General features: G+C 68.7%; 12 protein-coding genes. 6 read left to right on the top strand and 6 right to left on the bottom strand.

Annotation, left to right across the window (positions count from 1 at the left end; translation table 11 throughout):
• Positions 1-29: 29 nt before the first annotated feature.
• Positions 30-923: a M23 family metallopeptidase gene (locus tag VAPA_RS18450; protein ID WP_041946514.1), complete on the bottom strand. Its 894-nt coding sequence runs from the start codon at positions 921-923 to the stop codon at positions 30-32.
• A 64-nt stretch (positions 924-987) separates the two neighbouring features.
• On the opposite strand from VAPA_RS18450, the gene VAPA_RS18445 reads away from it, so the two are divergent.
• On the top strand, positions 988-1290 hold the full coding sequence (locus VAPA_RS18445) for a hypothetical protein (RefSeq protein ID WP_021008279.1): 303 nt from the start codon (positions 988-990) through the stop codon (positions 1288-1290).
• A 55-nt stretch (positions 1291-1345) separates the two neighbouring features.
• On the opposite strand, the gene VAPA_RS18440 is transcribed toward VAPA_RS18445, so the two are convergent.
• The gene (locus tag VAPA_RS18440; protein ID WP_021008278.1) at positions 1346-3160 is read right to left on the bottom strand and encodes a glutamine--tRNA ligase/YqeY domain fusion protein; all 1815 of its coding nucleotides are present in this window, start codon (positions 3158-3160) and stop codon (positions 1346-1348) included.
• 134 nt (positions 3161-3294) lie between these two features.
• On the opposite strand from VAPA_RS18440, the gene VAPA_RS18435 reads away from it, so the two are divergent.
• Entirely contained in the window at positions 3295-3654 is a 360-nt protein-coding gene (locus tag VAPA_RS18435; protein WP_021008277.1) for a hypothetical protein, read from the top strand.
• Positions 3655-3737: 83 nt separating this feature from the next.
• On the opposite strand, the gene VAPA_RS18430 is transcribed toward VAPA_RS18435, so the two are convergent.
• From VAPA_RS18430 to VAPA_RS18415, 4 genes are all read right to left on the bottom strand, one after another.
• Entirely contained in the window at positions 3738-4586 is an 849-nt protein-coding gene (locus VAPA_RS18430; RefSeq protein WP_021008276.1) for a LytR/AlgR family response regulator transcription factor, read from the bottom strand.
• A complete protein-coding gene (locus tag VAPA_RS18425; RefSeq protein ID WP_021008275.1) occupies positions 4583-5653 on the bottom strand; it encodes a sensor histidine kinase in 1071 nt (356 codons plus the stop codon). The genes VAPA_RS18430 and VAPA_RS18425 overlap by 4 nt, the downstream gene beginning before the upstream one ends.
• A gap of 73 nt (positions 5654-5726) precedes the next feature.
• Positions 5727-6023, bottom strand: a complete 297-nt coding sequence (locus tag VAPA_RS18420) for a 2TM domain-containing protein (protein ID WP_021008274.1) — start codon at positions 6021-6023, stop codon at positions 5727-5729.
• 56 nt (positions 6024-6079) lie between these two features.
• Positions 6080-6601 carry a DUF6622 family protein gene (locus tag VAPA_RS18415; RefSeq protein WP_021008273.1) on the bottom strand — a complete coding sequence of 174 codons (522 nt, stop codon included), beginning with the start codon at positions 6599-6601 and terminating at the stop codon, positions 6080-6082.
• A gap of 226 nt (positions 6602-6827) precedes the next feature.
• On the opposite strand from VAPA_RS18415, the gene VAPA_RS18410 reads away from it, so the two are divergent.
• The 4 genes from VAPA_RS18410 to VAPA_RS18395 are packed head-to-tail and all read left to right on the top strand — an operon-like array spanning position 6828 to position 16042.
• Positions 6828-8144: an efflux RND transporter periplasmic adaptor subunit gene (locus VAPA_RS18410; protein ID WP_021008272.1), complete on the top strand. Its 1317-nt coding sequence runs from the start codon at positions 6828-6830 to the stop codon at positions 8142-8144.
• Between the two features lie 49 nt (positions 8145-8193).
• Positions 8194-11301, top strand: a complete 3108-nt coding sequence (locus VAPA_RS18405; protein WP_021008271.1) for an efflux RND transporter permease subunit — start codon at positions 8194-8196, stop codon at positions 11299-11301.
• Positions 11298-14540 (top strand): efflux RND transporter permease subunit, encoded by a 3243-nt coding sequence (locus tag VAPA_RS18400; RefSeq protein ID WP_021008270.1) that lies wholly within the window; start codon positions 11298-11300, stop codon positions 14538-14540. The genes VAPA_RS18405 and VAPA_RS18400 overlap by 4 nt, the downstream gene beginning before the upstream one ends.
• Before the next feature lie 11 nt (positions 14541-14551).
• Positions 14552-16042 (top strand): efflux transporter outer membrane subunit, encoded by a 1491-nt coding sequence (locus tag VAPA_RS18395; protein ID WP_021008269.1) that lies wholly within the window; start codon positions 14552-14554, stop codon positions 16040-16042.
• Positions 16043-16094 lie beyond the last annotated feature (52 nt).

The raw sequence follows: 16094 nt of genomic DNA, 5'->3' as shown, positions 1-16094 counted from the left end.
TTGGCAGACCCTGGCGGGCCGGTCTGTGTCTAGGCGGCAACGAACAGCGCCGGATCCACCATCGCCCGATTGAGCATCACGGACCAATGCAGATGCGGCCCCGTCACGCGCCCCGTGGCGCCCACGGCCGCCAGCTGCTCGCCGGTCTTCAGCACGTCGCCCGCCTTTGAATCGATGCGGCTCAGGTGGCAATACATCGTGAGCAAGCCGCCGCCGTGGTCGAGCCACACCGTGCCGCCGTTGAAGAAATAGTCGCCGGTGTCGATCACCCGCCCCGGCAGCGGCGCCAGCACGGGCGTGCCAGTGCCGGCTGCGATGTCCATGCCGCTGTGCGGATTGCGCGACTGGCCGTTGAACACGCGGCGCAGGCCGAACGAGCTGGAGCGGCGGCCCGGCACGGGGACGCGCATCTGCAGCGCGGCATCGGGCCGCAGGTCGGTGAAGGTGGCCATCACGGTGGCGAGGTGCGCGCGTTCGCGCTCGTAGCGCGCTTCGTCTTCCGGCGACAGATCGACGGTGCGCGGCGGCACCGTGAGGCGCTGCTCGCGGTATTGCTTGGGACTCACGGCGTAGGCGATCTGCTTTTCGTTGCCGCCCTCGGTGCGCACGACGATGCTCGCATCGCCCGGTACGGCCGCGAGCGGAATGCCTACGAGCGCCGTCCACTCGATGGCATCGCCCACCACCAGCAGCGGCACGCCGCCGGACAAGGCCTGGGGGCGCCTGGCCGATGGACCGAGCGACAGGCGGGCCACGCCGCCCGGCACCTGGGATGCATGCGGCCAGACCTCGGGCTGCTTCTTTTTGGTCGAGGAGGCCGCACCGGCGCGCGTCGAGGCCAATGCCATGAGGCCGAAGGTGCCGAGCAGGGCAGAGCGGCGGTCGAGGCCGGACGGGGCGGATTCGGAAAGCGGGGGATGCATGGCGTTGAACTCAAGGCTTGCGAAGCGAACAAACAAGGGCACAGCGAACACAGAGGAGCCGGAAATGAACATCCGAGCACTGGGCCGATGGGTCTTGATGGTAAGCGCGGGCGCGGTGGCTGTCGGGTGCAACAGCACCGCGATCCGTGTAGGCGGTGCGCCCGAGGCGAGCGTCAAGAACTGCGTGGCCGCGGCCTCGCGCGAATTTCGTGTGCCGGCGTCGAGCGTCGTTGCGGACAAGGGCACGACGCCGCGCGACGGCGTCTACGCAATCAACCTGAAGATCGGCCCGCAGGGACGCGCGGCGCTGTGCACGACGGATGAAAACAGCGCGGTGCTGGGCGTGGTCTACAAGCGGCCGGAATAAGCAATGAAAAAGCCGGCGCCATCGCGGCCGCCGGCTTTGCCCGAGCGGAGGGCTGCTACTTGCCCCAGCTGTCCCGCATGCCCGCAGCGCGATTGAACACGCGCTTGCCGCCGGCACTCGCCTTCGCATCGAGCACGAAGTACCCGTGCCGCTCGAACTGGAACGCCGCCCCGCCCTGCGCCTTGGCCAGCGACGGTTCGACGAACGCCGAGCAAACCTCCAGGCTCGCCTTGTTGAGCTCGTCGAGCAGCTCGCCACTGCCCGGATTCGCCGCCGCGAACAGCCGCTCGTACAGCCGCACCTCGGCCTCGACCGCATCGGCCGCGGCCACCCAGGTGATGTTGCCTTTTACCTTGATCGCATCCGCGCCCGGCGTGCCGCTCTTGGTGTCGGGAACCAGCGTCGCCTGCACTTCGACGAGCTTTCCGTTCGCGTCCTTGGTGCCGCCAGTGCACTCGATGACGTGGCCGTACTTGAGGCGCACCTTGTTGCCAGGGAACAGGCGGAAGAAGCCCTTGGGCTGCACTTCTTCGTAGTCGGTGCGCTCGATCCAGACCTCGCGGCCGAGCTTGAATTCGCGCTTGCCCATCTCGGGGTGGTGCGGATGCACGGGGGCGGAGCAGTCGTCGAGCACGTCGTCGCCGCCCATCAGTTCGCCCCAATTCGTGATCACCAGCCTGACCGGGTCGAGCACGGCCATGGCGCGCGGGGCGATGGGGTCGAGGGTGTCGCGCAGCGCGGCTTCCAGGCTCGCGTAGTCGATCCAGCCGCCGGACTTGGTGGTGCCGCTGCGTTCGCAGAACAGGCGCAGCGCCTCGGGCGTGTAGCCGCGGCGGCGCAGGCCCGCCAGGGTGGGCATGCGCGGGTCGTCCCAGCCGTCGACGTGCTTTTCCTCGACCAGCTGGCGCAGCTTGCGCTTGCTGGTGAGCACGTGGGTGACGTTGAGGCGGGCGAATTCGTACTGGCGCGGATGCGGGCTGGCGATGAGGCCGCCTTCGGCCAGGCGGTCGAGCAGCCAGTCGTAGAACGGACGCTGGTCTTCGAATTCGAGCGTACAGATGGAGTGGGTGATCTGCTCGAGCGCGTCTTCGATGGGATGCGCAAAGGTGTACATCGGATAGATGCACCACTTGTCGCCGGTGTTGTGGTGGGTGGCCCGGCGAATGCGGTAGAGCGCGGGGTCGCGCATGTTGATGTTGGGGCTCGCCATATCGATCCTGGCGCGCAGGATGGCGGCGCCGTCGGGCAGCTGGCCGTCGCGCATGGCGCGGAAGCGGGCGAGGTTTTCTTCCGCGCTGCGGCTGCGGAACGGGCTGTCGGTGCCGGGCGTGTTGAAGTCGCCGCGGTTGGCGCGGATTTCCTCGGCGCTTTGTTCGTCCACATAGGCCAGGCCGGCGCCGATCAGGTATTCGGCGGCGCGGTACATGAAGTCGAAGTAGTCGCTCGCGAAGTATTCATGCGGCTGCAGGGTGCCCGGTGCGCTCGGGCGGTCGGCCAGGCAGGTTTCGTAGCCGAGCCACTGGACGGCGTCGCGGATGGAGTCGACGAATTCCTGCTCTTCCTTCTCCGGGTTGGTGTCGTCGAAGCGCAGGTGGCAGACGCCGCCGTATTCCCTGGCCAGTTCGAAATTGAGCCAGATGCTCTTGGCGTGGCCGATGTGCAGATAGCCGTTGGGCTCGGGCGGAAAGCGCATGCGCACCTTGGCCGGGTCGGCCATGCCGTGGGCGTGATGGGCAGCGTCGCCGGGCGAGCCACCCCATTTGCGGCCAGAATAGGCCCCCTGCGCAAGGTCGTTTTCGATCACGTGACGCAGGAAATTGCTCGGTGCAGCGGCTGTTTTTGCGCTGTCTTTGTCGGTCGGGGAGGTCATTGCGGCATTCTAGAACGCACCCCCTGCCGGTTACCTTTGGCAACGTTCTTCACATTGCGGCGGGCAACCGCTTTGCATTTGGCGCGTTCAATACATACATGGGCGGGTAACGCCCCAACAAGGAGTCCAAAATCATGAGCCTCACACGTTCAACCTTCTTCAAATGGGTCGCTGCGGGTGTCGTGGCAGCCGGTGCATTGTTTGCGGCCACTTCGGCCAGCGCCCGCGGCGACGTGAGCTGGTCGATCGGCGTGGGTCTGCCAGGGGTGGCCGTGGGTGTGGGCGCTCCGGCCTACTACCCGGCACCGGTTTATTCGGCCCCCGCGCCGGTGTACTACGCACCGCCGCCCCCGGTGTACTACCGTCCGCCGCCGCCGGTCTACTACCGGCCGGCCCCGGTGTACTACGCCCCGCCGGCGTATTACGCGCCGCGCTACTACGGTCCGCGTGGCTACTATCGCGGCCATGGCCACGGTCACGGCCACTGGCGCTAAGCGGCACCTCGGCGGAATCCGCCATCTGAAAAAGCCGGTCCTGCTGGGGCCGGCCTTTTTTATGGTGTCGGCACCGCTCGATTTCACATGGCGCGAAACAGGTGGCCGTAAAGACGGCTGACGGGGATTTTTTCGGTCCGGCCGCGCAAGTCGAGGTGCAGCTTGCCGGCCTCGTCGCGGTGCACGGCCTCGATGGCCGAACTGCGCACCACCACGGCGCGATGCACCTGCCAGAAGGTCTCTGGGTCGAGCTGGGCCAGCAGCTGCTTGAGCGGCGTGCGGATCAGGTATTCGTGCGTGGCGGTGAGCACCCGGATGTATTTGTCGGCCGCCTCGAAATACAGCACCTCGCCGATCGGAACCATGCGCACGGTGCTACCGCCGGCTTCGCTGGCGGCAATCATCTTCAGCGGGGCGGTGGAAGCGGCGGGCGACGCCGACGCGCCGTTGCCTGCTGCGGCCGCAAGCACCTGGCGCCACTGCGCAAGGGTTCGCTCCAGCGCTTCGTCGGCGGCGGCGGCAGGGGCTGGCTTTGCCTGCTGCTGCGCAGCCAGCGCCTGCTGAAGCCGCAGCACGGTCTTGCGCAAACGCTCGGGCTGCACGGGCTTGAGCACGTAGTCGATGGCCTGCGTCTCGAAGGCGCGGGCGGCGTATTCGTCGTACGCGGTCACGAAGACCAGTTGCGGCATGGGCGCCTCGTCGGCGGGCCAGCGGTCGGCCAGTTCGGCGGCGGCGCCCAGGCCGTCGAGGCCGGGCATGCGGATGTCGAAGAACAGCACCTGCGGCAGCAGGCGCAGTGCTTCCCGCACGGCGCTGCGACCGTCGCCTGCGGTGGCGAGCACCTGCAGTCCGGGCCATGCGGCGGCGAGTTCGGCCTTGAGGGCCTGGGCGAGCAGCGGTTCGTCTTCAGCGATGAGGGCGGTGGAATTCATGGACGGGGCGGCAGGGGAAAGCTGAGTGTGGCAAGGGTTCCGCCCGAAGGCCCGGCGGCCAGGTTCATTCGGCCCTGGTCGCCATACACGGTGGCAAGCCGCTCGCGCACCTGCTCGAGCCCGAAGCCGCTGCCTTCGGAAGTTTGCGCCGCATCGAGGCCGACGCCGGTGTCGCTCACCTCGATGACGAGCCGGCCCGCGTCCTTGCGCGCGCGCACCGCGATCTGGCCGCCTTCGACCTTGGGCTCGAGCCCGTGGCGGATGCTGTTTTCGACCAGCGGCTGCAGCAGCAGCGGCGGCACCGGCGTGCCGCGCAGTTCATCGGGCAGATCGAGGGTGTAGCGCAGCCGCTCGCCCATGCGCACCGACATCAGCTCGAGGTAGTCGGCCAGCCGTTCGAACTCGGCCGACAGCGGATGCGCCAGGGCGCGCGAGCCGCTGAGCGTCATGCGCAGGTAGTTGTTGAGGCGGTCGAGCATGGCCACGGCGCGCGGCGGGTCGGCCGTGATCAGCACGCGCAGGTTGGCCAGCGTGTTGAACAGCATGTGCGGTTCGAGCTGGGTTTCGAGCAGCTTGAGCCGTGCCTCTGTGGCGTTGCGCTGCGCCAGGTCGATCTGGCGCCGCATGTGCTTGCTCCTGCCCAGGCTGTAGAAGAAGAAGCACATGCAGACGGTGGCCGTGACCGTGATGATGATCGTGGTCGCGAGCTTGCGTTCCGTGAAGCTGCCGAAGTCGAGCAGGGGCTGGTGGGTCCACGCGTCGCCGATGGCATTGCCCCCGAGGAAGCCCACCGTCACGCCGCCCGCCACCAGCAGATAGCCCCAGGGGCCGGACGACGGCCAGAGAATCTCCCGGTGGCCGCTGATCAGCAGCCGGCCCACGTCGATGAAGAGCCAGCTGATCAGCCCGATCGACAGCGAATACACCATCTGCGCGCCCCAGTCCCCGTGCTGCGTGATGGCCAGCGCCGCGGCGATGAAGCAGCAGAACACGACGGTGATCAGGCCATGCCGGAGCATGCCCCGGACGTTCTCTGCACGGAAACGGGGGAGCGCTTCGACGCTCATTGGTGCACCCTTGGCGCTGCGCGCCGTCCCGCCAAGCGGGAGCGAGCGGGCTTGGGGCGGCCCTGCGCTCCGCTCATCCGCGCTCCCCGGAGCGCAGCGCGCGCCGTTCGCGCTCCACCAGCCGGTCGTAGAGGCTGCCGCCGGGCGCGACGAACCAGATCACGGCGCCGTGGATCAAGAGGCCCAGGCCCCAGCCCATGAGCGGATAGACGGCCCAGGTGTGGCCGCGCGATGCGGAGAGCGCCACCAGGCCGAGGTTGACCAGCACGTAGACGAAGGCATGGATGTACCAGCCCATCTTGGCGCCGGCGCGGCGGCGGGCGAGCTTTTCGACGTCTGAGACGGAGGTGTTGGCTTGTGTGGAGTTCATGACGGTTGTCCGAATGGATGAATGATTGGAGGCGGTCGATGAAGCGGCCGGTGATCTTAGGCCGCGCGGGCGTCTGCGGCCATGGCGTTGGTGCTGATGGCCAGCCGCCAGAGCCGCACGGTGCGCGCCGCGAAGATGCCGCTGAAGGCGCCGTAAAGCATGGGAACCGCGACGGCGAAGCTGGCCTGCTGGCGCAGCTCGGGGTGCATGGCCAGGGACGCGCCCACTACGTACTTGGTGAAGAAGATGCCCATCATCAGCAGCAGCGGCACCGCGCTGCCGGCCACGTGGAACTCGCGCGCCGCACGGTCGTAGCGCGTGCTGGCGGGCAGCGGGCTCTGGAGCACCAGCAGCACCAGCGCGGCGGCCGCCACGGCCCAGCCGAGCAGGGCGCCAGGCGAGTCGCCGAAGGCCGAGATCACGCCGGCCAGCGAAAGGCCGGTCATGGCGATCGGTATCACGGTGACCTTGGTCAGGCTGACGCTGCCGGACAGCAGCTGCCTGCAGCCAAGCCACAGCAGGAGGGCGAAAACGGCGAAGACCCATTTCGGGGTGTGAAGAATGATCTGCAGCAGCACGGCGTTTCTCCGGTTGAAAGATGGTTCGATGGGCTGGACTGTGCCGGCGCCCCCGCGCCGCCGCCACGGCCCTGCGACGAAATGCGGATCGGCGGCGCCAGGCGCGGCGAGCCGGCGCGAAATGCAGCCCTTGTCCGCAGCTTTACCGGCGCTTTACGGTTCATAAGACAGGCGCGCTACGATCCGGCGCTCCACTAGCGGCTGTACTTGCGCATTGCCACACCCCATGGAATCTCCGAACTCCGAGCCCTCTTCCGGCGATTCGCCTGCTGTCCAACCGGCAACCCCACCTTCATCGTCTCCGCCTCCGCGGCCGCCTTCGCGCCGCAGGCTCTGGCTCGGCAGCCTGATCGCGCTCGTGCTGCTGCTGGTGCTGGGGGGCGGCGCCTGGTATCTCATCAACCGCAAGGGCAGCTCCGCCGGCGGGCCAGGCTTCGGCGGCGCGACTGTCACGGTCGGCAATGCGGCGGCGCGCGAGATCGAGCTGCCGGTGACCATCGATGCGCTCGGCACGGTCACACCGCTCGCGACCATCACGCTCAAGGCGCAGGTCGGCGGCGTGCTGACCGAGGTGCTGTTCACCGAAGGGCAGACCGTGGCAAAGAACCAGCTGCTCGCGCGCATCGATCCGCGGCCCTATGAGCAGGCGCTGATGCAGGCCCGCGGCACGCGCCAGCGCGACGAGGCGCAGCTCGAAGCCGCGCGTGTCACGCTGGCGCGCTACCGCACGCTGCTGGGGCAGGACTCCATCGCCCGGCAGGACGTCGACACCCAGGCCGCGCTGGTCCGGCAGCTCGAAGGCACGGTCACCACCGACCTGGCCGCCGAGGCCGCCGCCAAGCTGAACCTCGATTACACCCGCATCACCTCGCCGGTGGCCGGCCGCATTGGCCTGCGCGCGGTGGATGCGGGCAACACCGTGACGGCCAACGCGACCACGGGCATCGCGGTGATCACGCAGATGAACCCGATCGACGTGCAGTTCTCGGTGCCGCAGGACCGCGTGCCCGACATCCAGGCGCAGCTGGCCAAGGGCGAGCCGTTGCCGGTCACCGCCTTCGATCGGACCCGCGCCGCAACGCTCGACACCGGCACCTTCTCCACGCTCGACAACGTGATCGACACCACCACCGGCACGGTCAGGGCCAAGGCGCGTTTCGGCAATGCGCAGACCACGCTGTTCCCGAGCCAGTTCGTCAATGTGCAGATGCTGCTGCGCAAGGTGCGCGCGGTGGTGGTGCCGGTGACGGCGGTGCGCACCGGCCCGAACGGCGACTACGTCTATGTGATCAACGAAGACCGCACGGTGTCGATGCGCGCGGTGAAGCGCGGCGAGGCCAACGTCGAGGTGGTGGCCATCACCTCGGGCCTGAAGGCCGGCGAGAACGTGGTGACCGAGGGCGGCGACCGCATCAAGGACGGCGCGGTCGTGCAACTGCAGGGCGACCGGCCCGCGGCCGGCCCGCGCGCCGGGGCCTCGGGTCCGCGCGGACAGCGCGGCGAAGGCGGTGGAGAGCGGCGGCGCCAGCGTCCGCCGCAATGATGAAGAGCAACCGCCACAACAATCCACGGAACAAGCGAGCGCGTTCGCGATGAGCCCCTCCCGCCCCTTCATCGAACGGCCGGTGGCCACGGCGCTGCTGATGGTGGCCATCGTGCTGGCCGGCCTCGTGGGCCTGCGGCTCTTGCCGCTGGCCGCGCTGCCGCAGGTCGACTACCCGACCATTCAGGTGCAGACCCTCTACCCCGGCGCCAGCCCCGAGGTCATGAGCCGCACCGTCACGGCCCCGCTGGAGCGCCAGTTCGGCCAGATGTCGGGGCTCAACCGCATGAGTTCGGTGAGCTCGGCGGGCGTGTCGATCGTCACGCTGCAGTTCGCGCTCGACCAGACGCTCGACGTGGCCGAGCAGCAGGTGCAGGCCGCCATCAACGCCGGCGGTTCGCTGCTGCCGGCCGACCTTCCGGCGCCGCCCGTGTACGCCAAGGTGAACCCGGCCGACGCGCCCATCCTCACGCTGGCCGTGAGTTCCGGGACCATGCCGCTCACCGAGGTGCAGAACCTCGTGAACACGCGGCTCGCGCAGAAGATCAGCCAGGTCAGCGGCGTGGGGCTGGTGTCGCTCTCGGGCGGGCAGCGGCCGGCCGTGCGCATCCAGGCCGACACCAACGCGCTCGCGTCGGTGGGCATCGGGCTGGACACGCTGCGCAGCGCCATCACCGCGGCCAACGCCAACAGCGCCAAGGGCAGCTTCGACGGACCGCGGCGGGCCTACACCATCAACGCCAACGACCAGCTCGTGACGGCGGACGACTACAAGAACCTGATCGTCGCCTGGAAGAACGGCGCACCGGTGCGCATGACCGACGTGGCGCGCGTGGTCGACGGCGCCGAGAACACGCAGCTGGGCGCCTGGGCCGCGCTGCGCGCCGGCGACCACACCCCAACCCTCTATCCCGCGATCATCCTGAACGTGCAGCGGCAACCGGGCGCCAACGTGATCGGCACGGTCGATGCCATCAAGAAGCAGCTGCCCGAGCTGCAGGCCTCGCTGCCGGGCTCGCTCAAGGTGGAGGTGCTGAGCGACCGCACCACCGGCATCCGGGCCTCGGTCTCGCACGTGCAGCTCGAGCTCGGGCTGGCGGTGGTGATGGTGGTGCTGGTGATCTTCTTCTTCCTGCACAGCGTGCGCGCCACGATCATTGCCAGCCTGGCGGTGCCGATCTCGCTCGTGGGCGCCTGCGGGCTGATGTACCTGCTGGGCTACAGCCTGAACAACCTGAGCCTGATGGCGCTGACCATTGCCACCGGCTTCGTGGTGGACGACGCGATTGTGATGATCGAGAACATTGCGCGCTACCTGGAGGAGGGCGATCCGCCGTTCAAGGCCGCGCTCAAGGGTGCCACGCAGATCGGCTTCACCATCATCTCGCTCACGGTGTCGCTCATCGCGGTGCTGATTCCGCTGCTGTTCATGGGCGACGTGGTGGGGCGGCTGTTCCGCGAGTTCGCCGTCACCCTGGCCATCACCATCCTGATCTCCGCCGTGGTGTCGCTCACGCTGGTGCCGATGATGTCGGCGCGCTGGCTCAAGCCGCAGGCCGAGGAAGGTGGGCGCTTCGGCGCCAGCGTGCAGCGCTTCTTCGAACGTGTGATCGCCCGCTACGACGTGTGGCTGCAATGGGTGCTGCGCCACCAGCCGCTGACGCTCGTCGTGGCGGTGGCCACGCTGGCGCTCACCGTGCTGCTCTACGTGGTGATTCCGAAAGGGCTGTTCCCGACGCAGGACACCGGCCAGCTGCAGGCGCGCATCGAAGCCGCGCAGGATGTCTCGTACACGCGCATGGCCGAGCTGCAGCAGCAAGCCGCCAATGCGGTCCTGGAAGACCCCGAGGTGGCCAGCGTGAGTTCGGTGGTGGGCGTGGACGCCGCCAACAACACGGCGCTGAACACCGGCAGCATGCTCATCAACATGCGCGCCGACCGCGGCAACCAGGAAGCCGCGATGCAGCGCCTGCGCGAGCGGGTGCGGGCCGTGGCCGGCGTGACGCTGTACCTGCAGCCCACGCAGGACCTGACCATCGACGCCGAGACCGGCCCGACCGAATTCCGCGTCTCGCTCGAAGGGGTGGACACCAGCACCGTTGATGCCTGGGCGCAGAAGCTGGTGGAGCGCCTGCGTTCCGAGCCGCTGGTGCGCAACCCCACCACCACCGCGGGCGCGAAGGGCCTGGCCGCGTACGTGGACATCGACCGCAACACGGCCTCGCGCCTCTCGGTCACGGCCAGCTCGGTGGACGACACGCTCTACAGCGCGTTCGGCCAGCGCATCGTCTCGACCATCTTCACCGAGACCAACCAGTACCGCGTGATCCTGGAAGCGCAGCGCGAGGCCCTGGCCTCGCCGCAGCTGCTGGGCAACCTGCAATTGCGCACCGGCGGCGGCAGTGCGACCACGCTGTCGTCGATTGCCACGGTGCGCGAGCAGGCCGCGCCGCTGCAGGTGACGCACGTCGCGCAGTACCCGGCGGCCACGGTGGGCTTCGACACGGCCGAGAACGTGGCGCTCGGAAAGTCGGTGGCGGCCATTCGGGCGGCGGCCAAGGAAATCGGCATGCCGGCGAGCATGACGATGAGCTTCCTGGGTGCGGCGGGGGCCTACGAGAAATCGCTTTCCAACCAGCTGTGGCTCATTCTGGCGGCGGTGGTGTGCGTGTACATCGTGCTGGGCGTGCTGTATGAGAGCTACATCCATCCGCTGACCATTCTCTCGACGCTGCCCTCGGCCGGCGTGGGCGCGCTGCTGGCCTTGATGGTCACCGGCAACGACCTGGGCGTGATCGGCATCATCGGCATCATCCTGCTGATCGGCATCGTCAAGAAGAACGCGATCATGATGATCGACTTTGCCATCGACGCCGAGCGGCGCGAGGGCAAGTCGCCGCAGGAAGCCATTCACCAGGCGGCACTGCTGCGCTTCCGGCCCATCCTGATGACCACCCTGGCGGCGCTTTTTGCGGCACTGCCGCTGATGTTCGGCTGGGGCGAGGGCGCCGAGCTGCGCCGGCCGCTGGGCCTGGCCATCTTCGGCGGGCTGGTGGTGAGCCAGGTGCTCACGCTGTTCACCACGCCGGTGGTCTACCTGGCGTTCGACCGGATGGGCCGCCGATTCGGGCGCACGCGGGAGGCCGTGGCTGAATGAACCTGTCCAGGCCTTTCGTCGAGCGTCCGATAGCGACGGTCCTGCTGACCATCGGCATTGCCCTGGCCGGGATCGCGGCGTTCTTCGTGCTGCCTGTGTCGCCGCTGCCGCAGGTCGACTTTCCCACCATCTCGGTGACCGCCAGCCTCTCGGGTGCGAGCCCGAGCACCATGGCGTCGAGCGTGGCAACGCCGCTGGAGCGCCGGCTCGGGGTGATCGCCGGCGTCAACGAACTTACCTCGACCAGTTCCAACGGCTCGACCCGCATCAGCCTGCAGTTCGACCTCAAGCGCAACATCGACAGTGCCGCACGCGAGGTGCAGGCGGCCATCAACGCGGCGCGAGCCGATCTGCCGGCCACCCTGCGCAGCAACCCCATCTACCGCAAGCGCAACCCGACCGCCGCACCCATTGCGATCCTGGCGCTCACCTCCAAGACGCGCACGCCGGGCCAGATCTACGAGGCCGTGTCCAACATCGTGAGCCAGAAGGTCTCGCAGGTGGAGGGCGTGGGCGAGGTCGAGATCGGCGGCGGCTCGCTGCCGGCCGTGCGGGTGGAGCTGGAGCCGTTCTCGCTCAACCGCTTCGGCATCAGCAGCGAGGACGTGCGCGCCGCCATCCAGGCCAACAACGCCAACCGGCCCAAGGGCGCCATCGAGAACGACGAGCGCCGGCTGCAGATCTACACGCCCTCGCCGGGCCGCCACGCCGTGGAGTACCGCGACATGGTGATTGCCTGGCGCAACGGCGCGGCGGTGCGGCTGGGCGACGTCGCGCGGGTGATCGACAGTGTGGAGAACACGCGCACCCTGGGCCTCTTCAACGGCCAGCCCGCGGTGATTGTGCTGGTCACGCAGGAGCCGGGCGCCAACATCATCGAGACCGTGGACGGCCTGCGCGAACTGCTGCCCGAACTGCGCGCGCAGCTGCCGCAGGACATCGAGGTGCAGGTGGCCTCCGACCGCACCAACTCCATCCGCGCCTCGCTGCGCGAGATCGAGGCCACGCTCATGATCTCCATCGTGCTGGTGGTGCTCGTGGTCGGCCCGTTTTTGCGCCGCGCGCGCGCCACCATCATTCCCGCGGTGGCCACCGTGGTGTCGCTGCTGGGCACCTTCGGCGTGATGCACCTGCTCGGCTACAGCCTGAACAACCTGAGCCTGATGGCGCTCACGGTGGCCACGGGCTTCGTGGTGGACGACGCCATCGTGGTGCTGGAGAACACCAGCCGCCACATCGAGGCCGGCATGGGCCGCATCGAGGCGGCCTTGCGCGGCGCGCGCGAGGTGGGGTTCACCGTGCTGTCGATCAGCCTGTCGCTGGTGGCGGTGTTCATTCCGCTGCTGTTCATGGAGGGGCAGATCGGCCGGCTGTTCCGCGAATTCGCGGTCACGCTGTCGGCGTCGGTGCTGATATCGCTGGTCATCTCGCTCACCACCACGCCCATGATGTGCGCCATGCTGCTGCGGGCCGAGGAGCCCGGCGCCAAGCCGGCGGGGCGCCTGGCGCGCCTGGCGGAGAGCGTGTACCAGTGGAGCCTGCGCACCTATGCCCACAGCCTCGACTGGGCGCTGGCGAGCAAGGCCGTGGTCATGGTGGTGCTGCTGGCGGTGGTGGGCCTCAACGTGTACCTGTTCTCCGCCATTCCCAAGGGCTACTTCCCCGAGCAGGACAACGGCCAGCTCAACGCAGGCCTGCGCGCGGACCAGAGCATTTCGTCGGTGGCGCTGAGCGAGAAGCTGCGCCAAGCGGTCGACATCATCCACAAGGACCCGGCGGTCGACACCGTGGTGGGCTTCGCGGGCGGCAGCCGCTCGGGCGGCGGCTTCATGTTCGTCAATCTGAAGCCGCTGTCGCAGCGCACCGAGAAGACCGCCGCCGTCATCAACCGGCTGCGCCCGCAGCTCAACCAGCTCACCGGCCTGCGCGTGTTCCTGAGCCCGGTGCAGGACCTGCGCATGGGCGGGCGTTCGAGCAATTCCACCTACCAGTACACGCTCAAGGGCGACAATCTTGCCGACCTGCGCACCTGGACCGCCAAGCTGGCCGACAGGCTGCGCCAGGAAACTGCGCTGACCGACGTCGACAGCGACCAGGCCGACAACGGCGTGGAGACTTACGTCGATGTCGACCGCGAAAGCGCCGCGCGCCTTGGCGTGACGTCGAGCGCGGTCGACAACGCGCTCTACAACGCCTATGGCCAGCGCTCGGTGGCCACCATCTACGACGAACTCAACCAGTATTCCGTGATCATGGAGTGGGCGCCGCGCTACCAGCGCGCGCCCGTCGTGCTGAAGGACCTGTACGTGCCTTCGACGCTCACCACCAGCACCACCGCGAGCGGCGCCACCACGGTGAGTTCGCTGGCCAACACCACCGACGCGAGCACTGGAACCTCGACCACCACGTCGGCCAACCCCGGCCTGCGCACTGCTTCCACCGGCCAGGCGCTGGCGGCCAACAACACGCTCATGGTGCCGCTGTCGGCCATTGCCAAGGTGAGCGAGCGCGCGGTGCCAAGCTCCATCGACCACCAGGACACGGAGCTCGCAAGCACCGTCTCGTTCAACCTGGCCGAAGGCGCGACGCTGCAGGACGCGCGCCGTGTCGTCGCGCAGGCCGAGGCCGACATTGCGATGCCCGTCAACGTGCGCGGCAGCTTCCAGGGCACGGCGCTGGCGGCGCAGCAGTCGCAGGGGCAGCAGCTGGCGCTCATCCTGGCGGCGATCGTGGTGATCTACATCGTGCTCGGCGTGCTCTACGAAAGCCTGATCCACCCGATCACGGTGCTGACCACGCTGCCTTCGGCGGGCGTGGGCGCGGTGCTGGCGCTGCTGCTGTTCCGTATGGATTTCTCGATCATTGCGCTGATCGGGCTCTTCCTCCTGATCGGCATCGTGAAGAAGAACGCGATCCTGATCATCGACTTTGCGCTCGAGGCCGAGCGCGCACGCGGCATCTCGGCCGTGGAAGCGGTGCGCGAGGCCTGCATGCTGCGCTTCCGGCCGATCCTCATGACCACGCTGGCCGCCGCGCTGGGCGCGCTGCCGCTGGCCATCGGCTTCGGCCAGGGCGCCGAGCTGCGCCAGCCGCTGGGCGTGGCGATCATCGGCGGCCTGGTGGCGAGCCAGCTGCTCACGCTGCTGACGACGCCGGTGGTCTACGTGCTGCTCGACAAGCTGCGCCGGCGCTCGGGCAACGAGCGGCACCTGAGCCGCGCCGCCGGTTCGCCGACGTGAAGAGTAGAAGAATGAATGAAGCTGCCATGAAACACCGACAACGCATCCTTTCGCGTCTGCCCGGCAGGCTGTCCGCCTTCGCGTTGGCGGCCGCGCTGGCCGGCTGCGCCGTGGGCCCTGCCTACCAGGTGCCCACCGCGGCCATGCCCGCCGGCTGGAAGGAACAGAAGACCGCCGAAGGCTGGCTCCCGGCTGCGCCGGCCGATGCGCTCGACCGCGGCGAATGGTGGAAGCTTTTCGGTGATGCCACGCTCGACGAGCTGGCCTCCAGGGTGCAGGTGTCGAACCAGAACATTGCCGCCGCCGTGGCCAACTATGCGCAGGCCCAGGCGCTGGTGCGGGGCGAGCGCGCCGCGCTGTTCCCCACGGTTTCGCTCGACGGCAGCGGCCGGCGCAGCGGCAACATCGGCGGCACCAGCAATGCGGCCAACGCGTTTTCGGCAACGCTCGGCGTCGACTGGGCGCCCGACGTATGGGGGCGCCTGCGGCAGGCGGTGAGCAGTGCGCAGGCCAATGCGCAGGCCAGCGAGGCCGACCTGGCATCGGCACGCCTGTCGGCCGTCGGCGACCTGGCGACCAACTATTTTTCGCTGCGCGAAGCCGATGCCGAGATCGTGCTGCTCGACCAGACCATCGAGGGCTACCAGCGCGCCTTCGAGATCACGAGCAACCGCTACAAGGCCGGCATTGCCGCCCAGACCGACGTGCTGCAGGCACAGACCCAGCTCGTGAACGCGCAGGCGGAACGCGTGGGCCTGCAGCGCACCCGGGCCACGCTGGAGCATGCCATTGCCATGCTGGTGGGCGTGGCGCCTGCCGACTTCAACCTGCCCGCAGCGCAGTGGACGCCGACGGTGCCGGGCATTCCCGCAGGCGTGCCTTCCACGCTTTTGCAGCGCCGGCCGGACATTGCGGCGGCGGAGCGCGCGGTGGCTTCGGCCAACGCACAGATCGGCATTGCGCGTTCGGCGTACTTCCCCAACTTCGGGCTCAGCGCTTCGGTGGGCAGCAGCGCGAGCCGGGTGAAAGACCTGTTCAACGCATCCAATACGCTCTGGGCGCTCGGCCTGTCGGTGGCGCAGGTGGTGTTCGACGCGGGCGCCATCGGCGCGACCGTCGACTCTGCCAAGGCGGCCCACGAAGCCAGCGTGGCACGCTATCGCCAGACCGTGCTCACTGCCTTCCAGGCGGTGGAAGACCAGCTCACTGCCGGCGCCGCGCTGGCGCAGCAGGAGGGCCTGCGGCGCGAAGCCTCGGCCGCGGCCGACAAGACCGAGCAGCAGTTGCTCAATCGCTATCGCGCGGCCCAGGTGAGCTACACCGAGGTCGTCACGGCGCAGGCCGCCGCCCTCAGCGCGCGGCGCACGCTGGTGCAGCTGCAGGTGAATCGCCAGACTGCCGCGGTGGCGCTGATCCAGGCCCTGGGCGGCGGCTGGCAAGCCGGCTGGACGGGCGAGACGCCGCCCGCGGCACAGCCTGTCTCCCTCCGCTCGGCGGAGTGAAATAGCGGTCAGACGGGGATGGGCGGCTACCCATCCCCTCGGCCCCTCGGCG

The sequence above is a fragment of the Variovorax paradoxus B4 genome, from assembly GCF_000463015.1.
GTDB classification, from domain to species: domain Bacteria; phylum Pseudomonadota; class Gammaproteobacteria; order Burkholderiales; family Burkholderiaceae_C; genus Variovorax; species Variovorax paradoxus_E.
Note: the sequence above shows the minus strand (reverse complement) of the source record. Positions and strands in the feature narration are given on the sequence as shown.